At 33.9% G+C, this 13,385-nt stretch carries 13 protein-coding genes, 2 tRNA genes and 1 other RNA gene; 5 read left to right on the top strand and 11 right to left on the bottom strand.

What is annotated here, in order from left to right:
• Nucleotides 1–1,725: an ABC transporter ATP-binding protein gene (locus tag AC3B6G_RS05415; protein WP_489849379.1), complete on the bottom strand. Its 1,725-nt coding sequence runs from the start codon at nt 1,723–1,725 to the stop codon at nt 1–3.
• Nucleotides 1,726–1,789: 64 nt separating this feature from the next.
• Nucleotides 1,790–1,862, bottom strand: a tRNA-Gln gene (locus AC3B6G_RS05410).
• A 115-nt stretch (nt 1,863–1,977) separates the two neighbouring features.
• Here AC3B6G_RS05410 and AC3B6G_RS05405 point away from each other — a divergent pair.
• Nucleotides 1,978–2,051, top strand: a tRNA-Glu gene (locus AC3B6G_RS05405).
• A gap of 39 nt (nt 2,052–2,090) precedes the next feature.
• On the opposite strand, the gene AC3B6G_RS05400 is transcribed toward AC3B6G_RS05405, so the two are convergent.
• A complete protein-coding gene (locus tag AC3B6G_RS05400) occupies nt 2,091–2,777 on the bottom strand; it encodes a hypothetical protein (protein ID WP_489849378.1) in 687 nt (228 codons plus the stop codon).
• A gap of 140 nt (nt 2,778–2,917) precedes the next feature.
• Here AC3B6G_RS05400 and ssrA point away from each other — a divergent pair.
• Nucleotides 2,918–3,292, top strand: a transfer-messenger RNA (tmRNA) gene (gene ssrA, locus AC3B6G_RS05395).
• Between the two features lie 32 nt (nt 3,293–3,324).
• On the opposite strand, the gene AC3B6G_RS05390 is transcribed toward ssrA, so the two are convergent.
• From AC3B6G_RS05390 to AC3B6G_RS05355, 8 genes are all read right to left on the bottom strand, one after another.
• Entirely contained in the window at nt 3,325–3,786 is a 462-nt protein-coding gene (locus tag AC3B6G_RS05390) for a hypothetical protein (protein ID WP_489849377.1), read from the bottom strand.
• Nucleotides 3,787–4,248: 462 nt separating this feature from the next.
• The gene (locus tag AC3B6G_RS05385; RefSeq protein ID WP_489849578.1) at nt 4,249–4,971 is read right to left on the bottom strand and encodes a sulfite exporter TauE/SafE family protein; all 723 of its coding nucleotides are present in this window, start codon (nt 4,969–4,971) and stop codon (nt 4,249–4,251) included.
• Between the two features lie 74 nt (nt 4,972–5,045).
• Nucleotides 5,046–5,672 carry a carbonic anhydrase family protein gene (locus tag AC3B6G_RS05380; protein ID WP_489849376.1) on the bottom strand — a complete coding sequence of 209 codons (627 nt, stop codon included), beginning with the start codon at nt 5,670–5,672 and terminating at the stop codon, nt 5,046–5,048.
• Nucleotides 5,673–5,685: 13 nt separating this feature from the next.
• Nucleotides 5,686–6,234 carry a hypothetical protein gene (locus AC3B6G_RS05375; RefSeq protein WP_489849375.1) on the bottom strand — a complete coding sequence of 183 codons (549 nt, stop codon included), beginning with the start codon at nt 6,232–6,234 and terminating at the stop codon, nt 5,686–5,688.
• 76 nt (nt 6,235–6,310) lie between these two features.
• Nucleotides 6,311–6,697, bottom strand: a complete 387-nt coding sequence (locus AC3B6G_RS05370) for a hypothetical protein (protein WP_489849374.1) — start codon at nt 6,695–6,697, stop codon at nt 6,311–6,313.
• A 115-nt stretch (nt 6,698–6,812) separates the two neighbouring features.
• Complete coding sequence (locus tag AC3B6G_RS05365) at nt 6,813–7,781, bottom strand: AEC family transporter (protein WP_489849373.1); 969 nt, start codon at nt 7,779–7,781, stop codon at nt 6,813–6,815.
• Nucleotides 7,782–7,973: 192 nt separating this feature from the next.
• The gene (locus tag AC3B6G_RS05360) at nt 7,974–9,302 is read right to left on the bottom strand and encodes an aspartate kinase (RefSeq protein ID WP_489849372.1); all 1,329 of its coding nucleotides are present in this window, start codon (nt 9,300–9,302) and stop codon (nt 7,974–7,976) included.
• A 15-nt stretch (nt 9,303–9,317) separates the two neighbouring features.
• Nucleotides 9,318–10,457 carry a homoserine dehydrogenase gene (locus AC3B6G_RS05355; protein ID WP_489849371.1) on the bottom strand — a complete coding sequence of 380 codons (1,140 nt, stop codon included), beginning with the start codon at nt 10,455–10,457 and terminating at the stop codon, nt 9,318–9,320.
• 104 nt (nt 10,458–10,561) lie between these two features.
• Here AC3B6G_RS05355 and thrC point away from each other — a divergent pair, with 104 nt between their 5' ends.
• The 3 genes from thrC to AC3B6G_RS05340 are packed head-to-tail and all read left to right on the top strand — an operon-like array spanning nt 10,562 to nt 13,355.
• Nucleotides 10,562–12,043: a threonine synthase gene (gene thrC, locus AC3B6G_RS05350; RefSeq protein ID WP_489849370.1), complete on the top strand. Its 1,482-nt coding sequence runs from the start codon at nt 10,562–10,564 to the stop codon at nt 12,041–12,043.
• The gene (gene thrB, locus AC3B6G_RS05345) at nt 12,040–12,918 is read left to right on the top strand and encodes a homoserine kinase (protein ID WP_489849369.1); all 879 of its coding nucleotides are present in this window, start codon (nt 12,040–12,042) and stop codon (nt 12,916–12,918) included. The genes thrC and thrB overlap by 4 nt, the downstream gene beginning before the upstream one ends.
• Before the next feature lie 2 nt (nt 12,919–12,920).
• The gene (locus AC3B6G_RS05340) at nt 12,921–13,355 is read left to right on the top strand and encodes an ACT domain-containing protein (protein WP_489849577.1); all 435 of its coding nucleotides are present in this window, start codon (nt 12,921–12,923) and stop codon (nt 13,353–13,355) included.
• Nucleotides 13,356–13,385 lie beyond the last annotated feature (30 nt).

Here is a 13,385-nt window from a genome sequence, read left to right as displayed (position 1 = left end):
TTAGTCCTCCTTTCTAATTTGTGAATTAACAATTTCTTGATAAATACGATTTGTTGCCATTAATTCTTCATGAGTCCCCTTACCAACAACTTGTCCCTTGTCTAAAACAACAATTAAATCTGCATTAGCAGTCGTAGACACTCTTTGTGCAACAATTACGACAACCGCTTGTTTCATTTGTTCATCTTTTGATAGCGCCATTCTTAAATTAGCATCGGTTTTAAAATCTAACGCTGAAAATGAATCATCAAAAACATATACTGCTGCTTTTTTAATAATGGTTCGTGCAATTGCTAACCGTTGTCTTTGTCCACCAGAAAAGTTACTACCGTTCTGTTGAACTTCACTGTCTAACCCACCATTCTCTTTCACAAAATCATCAGCTTGGGCGATTTTCAATGCCCTCCAAATCAAATCATCATCGGCTTGTTCATTTCCAAACTTCATGTTATCTCTTACGGTTCCTGAGAATAACACTGCTTGTTGTTGGGTAATGGAAACTAATTGATGGAGGACTGATTGAGCCATCTTTTTAACATTGACTCCATTTACTTTCACTGCTCCCTTATCAACATCAAATAATCGCGGAATCAAATTAACTAGTGTTGATTTACCAGAACCTGTGTTCCCAATAATTGCGACCGTTTGACCAGCTTTAGCATCAAATGAAACGTTCTTTAATGCTAAATAATCATCCTCAGGATATTTAAAAGATACGTTGTCAAAGGATAATGTATTTTGATCAGAAGGCTTTTGCAGTTCACTATTTGGTAAATCTTGAATTGAGTTCTTAACATCAAGAACTTCATTTATTCTTCCTGCAGATGCACTTGCCCGAGGAATCATAACAAAAATGAACGAGAACATCATAAAACTCATTAAAATTTGTGTTGAATAGGTCATGAATGCAACTAAATTTCCAACTGCTAAAGCTTGATGGTTAATTAAAATAGAACCAAATAAAACGATGCCAATATTTGTAAAATTCAAAATCAATGTCATCACTGGAAACATGAATGCAACGATACTATATACTTTTTTGGCGTTATTAGTATAAGCATGATTTAATTTATCAAAACGATGTTGTTCATAATCATCCCGATTAAAAGCTCTAATTACCCGAACCCCAGTAAGTCCCTCTCGAAAGGCCAAGTTAATTCCGTCAGTCTTTTTCTGCAATGAACGAAATAAGGGACCAGCAAAGCGCATAATCGTAAAAATTACAACAACTAAAATCAATAAAGAAACAATAAATATCGTTGTTAACTTTGCACTTCTAGAAAATGCCAATACAATTGCCCCTACTAGAGTAATCGGCGACATGATCATCATTCTTAAAACATTAACAACAACATTTTGGATTTGGGTAACATCATTAGTTGCCCTTGTTATTAAAGAAGCATTCCCGAAACGTGATAAATCTTGATCGGAGAAATATACTACCCGTCGATAAATTTCCGAACGTAACTTTCGACCCATTTTTTGAGATTGGGTAGCTGCAAAGTAAATATTTCCACTGGCTGATAATAATCCAAGCAGTGCAACTAATAACATCTTAATCCCAGTAATGATAATATAGTGGACATCATTCTTAGCAATTCCTTGATCAATAATATTTGCCGTCACGGTCGGCAAATACAAATCACAAGACACCTGAACAATTAAAAATAGAACTGCTGCTAAAGTTGCCCATCGATTTAAATATTTTTTAATTAAGGTAAACATTTTTAACTCCTTGCTCTTAATAAATGAGTAAAATAAAAAACCGTCAACAAGTGACGGTATAAAATTGGGTATACTGGGCTCGAACCAGTAAATTACGGATTCAGAGTCCGCTGCCTTACCAATTTGGCGAATACCCAATAATATTTAACTACGCTTTAAATATGTTACTAGCCTTTCGATTTAAAGTCAACCTTAGCCACTTAAATTGACTTTCCACCTGAGATTAGCTAGAATAGTATTTGTCAATTTAATTGCCCGCTGGTCAAATTGGTTTAAGACGTCGCCCTCTCAAGGCGGAGTTACGGGTTCGACCCCCGTGCGGGTGATAATATTAAAAAGCTGCCGTTTATAAAACGACAGCTTTTTTAGTAACTTAAAGCTTGATAATTTCCTGATTTCCAATATTTTAACAATGATCTCTTGGAAATCGTTCCCATCTCACCAGTTGTAGGATCATTATAAATAAACACTCGTTTATTAAAACCAATCAATAAAATTGCTTCTGCATGAAAAGAATTATGTTGTCCCCATAAAACGATTGACCGATGTCTCCGCAATTGGCTCACTAATCGCCGTAACGATTTATTCGATAAATTACGGAATGATCCAACTGTATCAAGGGTTACATCAGCAAAACTCAATGGGCTTAAATAATTCGTATTTTGAACAGATTCTAAACGTTCTTCAATCTCGTTGTATGGTGCTTGAACATTTAACATCATCTTAACGCAGGTAAAAATACTTTGAGTTTTGCCATCACTTGTTTGTTGAATTGGGGTAATTGCTAAACGATAGTAATTCTTCCGAACGGATTTAAAAGGTAACCAGCCACTAATATTTTCTAAATCAAAATGCATCCAACTATGTTTATGAAAAAAAGCAATTTGATTAATCAAAATATCTTGTTTTACACTTTTTCTTTGAAAATGTCTTTTGAGCATTTTACGTTGTGGCTTTTTAAATTCTGGCAAGTACCAATCTGGGGTTGGTGATGTCTTTAAGCGAACGTAAAATGAATTAATTTGTTCACTTGCAATCGTTGTTGATTTCAAATGATTCACTCCAAACCATATTATTAATATTTATTATACGTCATTATAAGATATTTTGTATGATGATAAATCAAATTATTGATAAAGCTTAATTATTTGGTATTTTATGCATGATATGCTATTATATTAACGTATTATTTGGGGTCGTTAAGGATTCGACGGGTATAGGTCGAGCCCAAATTGCGTTTCGTGGCAACGACCACGTTAAAAACGCACAGTTTTCTATTATAACTGCAAACAATAATACAAACAACTACGCAGTAGCTGCCTAAAAACCAGCTCTGTGTGATCCGCCTTACTTCGCATATGAGTAAGTTACGGGTTTTATAATTAAGTATGCTTACGCTAATTGCTCACACCTGAAGTAATTAGAAGAGATTAATCAGGTTAGCTAGTCATGGTTGCCCTGGAATATGGCGTTTTAACTAGTGAAATACCAAATCATATCCCTACGAACGTAGAGATTTGGGTGGCGATATGCTCGGACGCGGGTTCGACTCCCGCCGACTCCATTAATAAAAAAGACTGTCATAATTGGCAGTCTTTTTTATTTGATTTTTTCAATCATAACTTTATGATATTGATCTGTTAGTAAATCTAATTGATCGTTGGGTTGGAGCTTTAGAGTCTGATAAACAGGTGCTGGTAGTTTGAACTCGTGATCTTGATTACAATGAACTAACAAATTGCCATCTTCGTCATAAGTACGATCATCGGTAGCGTGTTCAGCTTCTGGGTCACTTTGCAATTTCCAGTCATGAACATCTTGATCATGATCATTTTGATCGCCCAAAATCTCAATTTTCCCATTTTTAGCATAAGCATCAATAATACCTTGCCAATCACTTTGATCAGGAATCTTAGTTAAGATCAATTGTTGATCATTAATCTTTACAAGCAATGTGGAATTAGCTTTTAAATTCCAATCTTGCCAAACACGATCGGGCACATTGATCGTATAGTTAGAATTTAATTTAATTTGATAATGTTTAATAGGAAACGTTGGCATAGTCTAGCATCCCTTTCTAGAGTTCAGGTCCATCATCTGATAAATGATGTTTGACAAATTTAGATTTCAATCAAGATGCGAATCTAAAGCTTCTAGGTTTATTATACTTATTTTGGCAATGATTGTCTTGTTCGTTAGCGTTTGATTATCGCTAATTTCAATCATTATGCATATAATTAGTTCGCTTATTCATAAAATAATTTAATCTATTGCAAGGTTGATCACATTGTTTAACATCACAAACGTCCTAAAATATCTTAACTCTTTCATACTTTAATAGGTAGTGTATTCTATTTATCAATATCGACAACAAAGATCCCTCGTTTACCCCATTAATAATTTTGTCTAAACGTTGGTTTTATCCATTCATTTCGATATTAATAAACATTAAATATGTAAATAAATAGCATTTTAATCAAAATAAAAAGACCCACTCTTAAGTTAGTAGGTCTAGTCTTTAAATTAGAAAAAAGCTTTGACGAATAGATAAATCGATAGGGCAAAGGCAAACACCCCTACCCCGATTCGCATCACATTATTTGGAATATGACGAACTAACGATGGGCCAACAAAACCACCAAAAAACAACCCAATTGCTAACGAAATAATTGCTCCCCAATACAAATGAGCCACACTAATAAAAATAATTGAAGCCACAAAATTAGCAGCCAACGTTGCAACATTTCTAATTGCATTGTAAACATGATAAGGACTATCAGTTAATTTAGAGAGAACTGCTGTCATAATGACTCCAGCTCCAGCTCCAAAATATCCAACATATATTCCAACTAAGCCTAAAATAGAATATTCTCCAATCAACGCCTTCTTATTTTCACTCTTTTGAGCATCACCCTTTTTCTTGGGGATAAAAAGTGAACAAGCCGCAAAGAAAATTAAAAAAGGCACAACTTTGGAAAATACCTTATTGGAAGAATGTAGTAATAATAATGAACCCAAGAAGCCACCAACTGCGGTCAAACTTACCACAATACACATTGCTTTAAGGTTCTTCTTTAGTTCCTTTAAAGAGGCTAAAGTAGAACTAACTCCACTACTAATTAACGCAACGGTATTCGATGCATTTGCCAATACCGGTGGAATTCCAACAGAAATCATTGCCGGATAAGAAATCAACGATGCCATTCCTACCACACTATTAATAATCCCTGAAATAAAGCCAATCACAATCAAAAATAAAATTGACGCAATAGTAATAATAATCGCCTTCTCAATCTTTAATATTGTTAATTATATCATTTTTAAAACTTTGTAACTGGTCTTCCCTCTAAATCTTGAATATCTCGATTATTAGATAAAAATAGCTCTTGATATCTTAATAATTGTTCTTTACTAATGGTAACAGAAGGATTAGTGACAATAATCCATTCCACGCCTTCAATCAATGGTGGCGTTGTTAATGAACCCAAATAATGAAAACCATGCGGATCATTATTATCTAACCAATTTGTAATTTCCAATTTAATGGGAACTGTATTAGCGTGTTTAAATTTATCAATAATTTGACCAAACCCTTTATCATTATCCCCTAATTGGATCATTAATGATAACACCATAATTTGACCAATAGAATTTGAATGGACTAAATGAATCTCAAGTGGTGAACTTTTTCCATCAATCAAATGATCACTAGGACAATGAAAATGAACCTGATTAAAGGACCATTCGTTTCCATTAATCATAATTCCCCCATCTCCAACCAATCTAATGGTCGAATGGTCATCGATTTCTGTCATTAATCGATATGGCTTTAAAACCTGATAACGCAATGATTCTTTTGCAACCGTTCGCGAACTATTAATGTCAATTGGAGATTGTTGATGACCCCAATATATTGGCCACTTATCTTGATTACTATAATCTGCCATCCATAATCTCCTCTTAATTTAATTTAGGATAATATTTAAACCCGTTGTAACGTTTATTAGCTAGTTGTTTAGCTAATTTAGGCGTTCTGTAATAGTGAATATCGACCCAAACTTCTGCTCCACCAGCTTCTGTTAATACTTGGTGCCCATTAAATTTATGGTAATTAAGGAAATCACCATCACCAGCAGTTGCATTCCAACCATAAATCCATAACCACTTAAAGCCATGAATTTTAGTCTTTGTATTGGAAGCATATGCCCAATCCATCGTCTTTTTATATTCTTTATGACCTGTTTTTAATGGATTATGTTTAACATATCGATGAAGGTACTCATTATAATCATTATCGTGAGCATCTTTAGTAGTTCGATAAACAATTTTATTTTTGGTAATTCTTTCTTTAATCAAACCTTCATCTTTGTCATAAGCATACCAGTTTCCTCGATATTGTTTTGGAAAACTGGTCAAATAATGTGTACTTGAAGCATTAACATTCTCTAAACTAATTACAAAATAAAATCCACTTATTGATAGTAATACTAATAACATCTTTTTTAACATAATATCATTTCTCCTAAAAAAAGAGTTTACCAAATATAAAATGGTAAACTCTCAAATTTTAAAATTAATAATCGATTTATTTTACAACCTTATCAATAATTCCATCAATGTAATCTTCATCTAAAGGTTTGTATTCATTTTTCTTTTCATCTAATAAATAAACCTTATTATCATCTAAATTAGATACATCGATATCCTTGAAATCTTTGCTGTCGTTAACAGAAGCTTTAACGTCTTTACCTTCACCAGCATATAAGAAACCACGACTATCCTTCTTATTTAATTCTGGTACTAAGACCTTCTTGTAATCAGCAGCTTTGGATTCGCTAGCATCCATGAAATCAGCAATATCTTTTAATTGATCCCAAGCACCTTGAGGATTAGTTGACTTTTCACGTAAACCTCTCTTGATATCTTTAAAGTTCTTTTCTAAATCTTTTGCTTCAAAATCTTTTTTACTCATAATTCAAAACTTCTTTCTTTGTTTTTATTACAGTTACTATAATAATTGTTTTAAACGGGTAAAAGCAACTAAAAAGCTCAAAAAAGAGCTGATACTAATGCATCAGCTCAATTAATTAGATAAATTGAATTAAAGTATTTAAAATTGGTACAACAATGATAAACAATACCGTTGATAATGTAACGATATTAGTAGCAAACTTAACATCACCATGAGCATCAGCAGCTAAGACTGGTAAAACTGCTAACATTGGTGTAGCTGATTGAACAATCATTGTACTAGATAATAAGTTTGGAACTCCAGCAGAATTCTTAGCAATCATCATTAAAATAATCATTACAACTGGTGAAAGAATGAAACGACCAATTAAAGTTACTACTGTATCACGATCGAAGTTAATACTCTTCAAACCAGCATCAGCTAAAACAATCCCAATATAAATCAATGATAATGGTGTGACCAAGTTACCAACATAAGTTAATGTTTGGGCGATGAATGAAACGCTTAATACTGCATGATTGAATGGTAAGAAAATCAATGCAACGATAAATCCAACTAATGGCATTGGTAAAACTTTCTTAATGTCAATCTTGTTGTGTTCTTGACTCTTATCCTTGGTAGGATCATCATTACTGATCAAGAAGACCCCAAAAGCCCAAGTAGAAACAGTGTTAATAATGTAGTAAACGAGGAAGAAGGTCATACTTTTATCACCAAATAAGGCGATATTTAAAGGTAAACCGATGAAGATAGTATTCGCATTAACGATAGCATTAATGAACACCCCTCGACGACCCTTACGAACCTTCAATACCTTTACTAAACAAAACGAGATTACATATCCAATCACAACGGAAATTAATCCCCATACCAAGTAACTAGCAAATCCAGCTAGTTTTCCAATACTTAATCGGGATAAAACAGAAATAAAAATTGAAGCGGGTAAGGCGATGTTCTTGATAAACTTGGCAATATTACCACCAAATGTATCAGCAAACCAACCCTTACGGCGTAAAACATATCCTAAAACCATGATCAATACGACCACTAGGACACTTTGGATTGAACTCCATAAAACAGCCATGAAATTGTTCCTCCTTAAAATTCAGAAATAATTTATGTCAATTAATATAACAAACTAGTTCATTTTATATGATTAATCATCTAATAGTCAAAACCTTAATCTTTAATAAAAAATATTAATAATGAATAAAGAAAAATAAAAAAGCCTCCCAAACCTGGCAAACTTTTTAAAACCTATTTACATAATAAAATCCTATATCGAACTAACTTTGATATTAGAATGAATTTGATCTAAAAAAGATAAGCTATAGATACTTTGAACTGCTTCATGATAATTACTATCATTTACCCCAAAAATTACCTTAGAGTCCCCATTTCCTTGAAATAGCGTCTTAACTGGAACATTATCATTTGCCAATGATTCAACGATTTGACCAACAAGTAATGGGTTTTGTTGAAGTTCATCCGTTACAACACCAACTAATGCTAAGTCAGTTTCTACATCTATTTTATCAGGTTCAACAACTTTCTCGATGTCATCTAAAACATTTTCAACAAACTCATTACAATGATTTAAAGTAATATTCAATTGATCATTTCCATTGAAGACGTATGAAAATTTAACATCCATTGCTTTAAAATTGTTGAACAAATTAAATAAATCTTGAATATGTTGAACTAATTGATATTTATGAATCGTAATTAAAGTTTGATGTTTCCGGCCAGCAATTCCCGTAACCAATCGTTGTTCTCCTTTTTGATCAACGACCCACGTTCCTGATTCAGATGGTTGATTCGTATTTTTGATCACAATTGGTATGTTTTTAACACGAACTGGCTGAATTGCTTCTTCTTGAAATACCTGCATTCCTAAATAAGATAGTTCTTGTAATTCATTATAAGAAAGTTCATTAATTACGGATGGGGCATCAACAACTCGTGGATCAGCAATCAAAATTCCACTCGTATCAGTCCAGTTTTCGTAACGATCAACATCTAATAAATTTGCAATGATTGCTCCAGTCGTATCTCCACCACCTCGTGGTAGTAATTGAATTTTATTTGCTTGATTCACCCCATAAAAGCCCGGAATAACACAATGTCCACCAGCTGGCATTAATGCAGCTAAACGTCGTTTAGATTCTTTAAAATCAACTTGACCATTCTCAATCACAAGGAATCTAGCGGCATCAATCATTGGATAATCTAAGTATGCAGACATTAAATTAGCTGTCAAAAATTCACCACGAGAAACAAATTCTGCATATGAAAGTTGAGGTAATTGTTGAATAATCTTGCTAAACAAAGTTTGAATTGGTTTCTTTAATCCAAGCTGAACAGATAATAATTGAAGACGTTGACTGACAGCTTGAACCTGTCCAGTATAATCTTGTTTTGTTTGCATCCGCTCGTAAATATCAATCAATTGATCAGTTAATTTTACTGGTTGATCCTTACTCTTTCCGGCTGCACTAACAACGATTACATTTCGACTACTATTACTGTCAACAATCTTTCTTACCTTATTAAATTGGTTCGCATTTGCTAAAGAACTTCCGCCAAACTTTGCAACAACTTTCATTTTAACGCACTCCTTTTAATTCGTAATTCGAGCTGCCATTGCAGCCTTATCTTCATTCCAAATTTTCTCCATTAATTGATGCATTTCATTAACTTCAATTGATTTAACTTGATAATAATTACCATCGGTCACAACCGTTAATCTATCATCCTTAGTCAAATCAACTGTCGTTCTGACAACATAATCTGATTTAGCCCATTCTCGATTCAATGGATATTTTTTATTTAACGCCCCAACTGAACTTTGATGACCATCTAAAACATCTAAAATATCTTCTAGGATTGCATCTGCCGTTGGATTTTTCCCAGCTCCTTGACCAGCTAGACCAACCATACCTAATTGATTGCCAAACAATTGGACATAATTTAAATTATCATGAATTGTACTGAAAATTGCGTCACTTGGATACAAACGTGGTTCAATGACAATATTCAAACCATCGGCTTTCCGAACCGCTTGTCCAACTAATTTAACGACCCAATTGTTCTTTTCAAAATAATCAATATCTTGTGCTTTCATCGTTCGAATGCCCCACCGGTACGATTGTAAATCAGGTTTAATAATTGTATGGTATGCAAGATCAGCACTAATACAGATTTTATTTTCAATGTCGTATCCGTCGATATCAGCAGTTGGATCGGCTTCCGCATAACCTAAGTCTTGAGCTTGTTTTAAAACTTCATCAAAAGGTCGTTTCGTCCGATGCATTTGATCTAAAATAAAGTTACTTGTTCCATTTAGGATTCCAACAATTCCGGTAATTTTGTTGTTCCGCATTGTTCTTAATAAATTATGTAACCACGGAATTCCGCCTCCAACACTTGCTTCAAATTGGAAAGCAACGTTGTTCTCTGTAGCGGTTTTTTGAAACTCCTCCATGTATCTAGCAACAACGGCCTTATTTGCGGTTACTACATGTTTATGATGCTTCATTGCATCTAAAATCATAGTTCTAGCTGGTTCTAAACCACCCATTGCTTCAACTACTAGGTTAACAGAATCATCATTAACGATTTTTTCAAAATCATTTGTTTTTTTAGAATCATCTAAATCATGTCTTACATAAATGTAGGAAACTTCTAAGTTCGGTTGTTTATTAGCTTGTTCAATAACTCCAGAGCCAACAGTTCCATTTCCTAAGACCGCAATTTTCATCTTAACTCGCTCCTTATTGTGTCTATTTTAAATAAACACTTGTCTTTTATTTATAAACATATTATCATGTAAATATTACGAAAGCAAGTTAAGGAGCGATTTAAATGGATAATTTATACACCAGTACTAGAAATAGCGATGTTCAAATGAGTGCAAAGCAGGCAATTGTTAAAGGATTTGCTGATGATAAGGGCCTCTTTGTTCTTCCTAATTTAAAAGATAAACATGTTGATTTGAATCAATTACCACATCAAAATTATATTGAAACGGCTAAAATGATCTTAAAAGTTCTCCTCCCAGATTTTTCGGAAAAGGAAATTGACCAGAGCTTAGATGATGCTTATCAAAATACTTTTACAGATAACCAGATTACCCCATTAGTTAAAGTTGGAAACTTCCATATTTTGGAATTATTCCATGGCCCAACAGCTGCATTTAAAGATGTTGGCCTCCAATTACTCCCAGAATTAATGAATAAATGTCTAACTCCCCACCAAAGAGTAATGATTCTAGCTGCTACTAGTGGTGATACTGGTACTGCTGCATTGGCCGGTTTCAAGAACACCAAGCAAATGGGAATTACCGTTTTTTATCCCCACAACGGAGTCAGTCCAACTCAAAAGCAACAAATGTTAACGATGGATGGAAACAATATTAATGTTGCTGCAATCAACGGTAATTTTGATGATGCCCAAACAAACGTCAAAAAGATTTTTAATGATCAAAAACTTAAACAAGAATTAGGTAATAACATTAGCCTTTCAAGTGCAAATTCCATTAACATCGGTCGGTTAATCCCCCAAATCGTTTATTATTTCCGTTCGTATCAACAATTACTGGTAAATAACAAAATTAAAATGGGGACTAAAATTAATTTCACAGTTCCAACAGGTAATTTTGGTGATGTTCTTGCTGGCTACTATGCTAAATTATTGGGATTACCAATCAAAAAACTAATTATTGCTTGTAACGAAAATAAAGTTCTAGCTGACTTTTTTGAAAACGGTGTCTATGATCGAAATCGTCCTTTTTTCAAAACAGTTGCTCCAAGTATGGATATTCAAATTTCGAGTAACTTTGAACGACTTTTATACTATATGAGTGGTGAAGATAGCAAATATGTAAAAGAATTAATGGATCAACTTGAATCAAATGGACGTTATCAAGTTAAACCAGAAATTTTAGCTTCTATTAAGAAAGAATTTAGTTGCGGTTTTGCAACTGATAAAGAAATTGAAGATAGTATTAAAGAGGTTTTTGAAATGGATCACTATCTTATGGATACCCATACTGCCACCGGCTACCACGTTATGAAACAGTTCCAAAACCAAGATGATGATACCCCAATGGTTTTATTGAGTACGGCGAGTCCTTATAAGTTTGTTGATGCTGTTTCTGATGCAATCTTGGGTCATCATCAAGATACACCAAAAGAAACGGCAAAAGAACTTGTTAACGTTACTAAATTTCAAATGCCAGCTTCATTAGCAAAAACATGGTCCCTTCCATTAAATAAAGAAACCGTAATCGAACCTAACCAAATGACGGACTATGTAAAACAACAAGTGGAGGCGAACTGGAAATGATCAAAATTACAACACCCGCTACCAGCGCTAATCTAGGAGTTGGATATGATTGTCTGGGTCTAGCCATTAATTTATATGCTGAATTCTCGTTTAGTAAAAGTGAACATCATTTATCAATAACTGGATGCCCTGAAAAATTTCAGAACGAAGATAACATTGTTTATAAAGCTTTTATTGTAGGATGCCAAGCCCTTAACAAACCAATTCCCAATTTGCATATCGATATTCAAACGAAAGTTCCTGTTTCTAGAGGATTAGGCAGTTCTGCTACCTGTATTGTTAGCGGAATTAAAGCCGCTGGTGAATGGTATCGAACTCCCTTCAGTAAAGAAAGATTATTGACCTTAGCTAATCAAGTTGAAGGTCATCCCGATAATGTCACTCCCGCAATCTATGGCGGTTTATGTATGACGACTTACACTCAAGGACATCATTTACAGGTCGTCCAATACCCAGTAAATCCAAAATGGCAATTATTAGCCATCATTCCAGATACTCCAGTAAGTACAAACAAAGCTCGATCAGTTTTGCCTACTACAATGAATTACACTGAAGCCACTTACCAAATCAGTCATGCTTTAATGATGGTCACTGGCATGCAAAATGGAAATGAAGAATTAATCAAAGAAGGCTTCATTGATAAGATGCAACAACCTTACCGCGCCAAATTAATTCAAGGATTTACAGAACTTAAGCAGATTTTTAATACCTATGATGTTCCTTACTATGTAAGTGGCAGTGGTTCAACTGTCATGGCAGTTCTGTCATCCTCTGAAAAACGTGATAAAATAAAAAACGTAATTCAAAACCATTTCCCACAATGGCAGACACTAAATGTCGCTGTGGATGTAAAGGGAACCCAAGGGGAGATGTAACTATCGATAAATTCTACATTGTAGATCGTTCGTTATTACCAGCAACTTTTGATAAGGTCATTCAAGCGCGACATTTATTAAATACTGGAAAAGTGAAAAAAATCAGTGATGCTGTTAAAAAAGTTGGCATCAGTCGAGGCAGTTATTATAAATACCGTGACCTGGTTTATGATACTGATAAAAACAGCTGGGATCGAAAAGCGGTTATCTCTTTCATGCTTAATAATGAACGTGGTATGCTTACCAAGGTTCTTCAAGTAATTGCTGATAATCACGCAAGTGTTTTAACGATCAATCAAAACATCCCAATTCATAATATTGCTAGTGTTACCATTTCACTAGATTTAAATCACATGACTGAAAATATTGAATCATTATTAGATCAAATCAGAGATATTCACGGTGCCAATAAAGTTGAGCTATTATCAATTGAATAAAAAAGCTATCCGAATTAATTCGGATAGCTT

The organism is Nicoliella sp. ESL1149 (genome assembly GCF_058107265.1).
Note: the sequence above shows the minus strand (reverse complement) of the source record. Positions and strands in the feature narration are given on the sequence as shown.

Coding starts and splice junctions, on each gene's coding strand:
- AC3B6G_RS05415 (WP_489849379.1), bottom strand. CDS start 1,725: ATGTTTACCTTAATTAAAAAATATTTAAATCGATGGGCAACTTTAGCA.
- AC3B6G_RS05390 (WP_489849377.1), bottom strand. CDS start 3,786: ATGCCAACGTTTCCTATTAAACATTATCAAATTAAATTAAATTCTAAC.
- AC3B6G_RS05380 (WP_489849376.1), bottom strand. CDS start 5,672: ATGGCAGATTATAGTAATCAAGATAAGTGGCCAATATATTGGGGTCAT.
- AC3B6G_RS05375 (WP_489849375.1), bottom strand. CDS start 6,234: ATGTTAAAAAAGATGTTATTAGTATTACTATCAATAAGTGGATTTTAT.
- AC3B6G_RS05370 (WP_489849374.1), bottom strand. CDS start 6,697: ATGAGTAAAAAAGATTTTGAAGCAAAAGATTTAGAAAAGAACTTTAAA.
- AC3B6G_RS05365 (WP_489849373.1), bottom strand. CDS start 7,781: ATGGCTGTTTTATGGAGTTCAATCCAAAGTGTCCTAGTGGTCGTATTG.
- AC3B6G_RS05360 (WP_489849372.1), bottom strand. CDS start 9,302: ATGAAAGTTGTTGCAAAGTTTGGCGGAAGTTCTTTAGCAAATGCGAAC.
- AC3B6G_RS05355 (WP_489849371.1), bottom strand. CDS start 10,457: ATGAAAATTGCGGTCTTAGGAAATGGAACTGTTGGCTCTGGAGTTATT.
- thrC (WP_489849370.1), top strand. CDS start 10,562: ATGGATAATTTATACACCAGTACTAGAAATAGCGATGTTCAAATGAGT.
- thrB (WP_489849369.1), top strand. CDS start 12,040: ATGATCAAAATTACAACACCCGCTACCAGCGCTAATCTAGGAGTTGGA.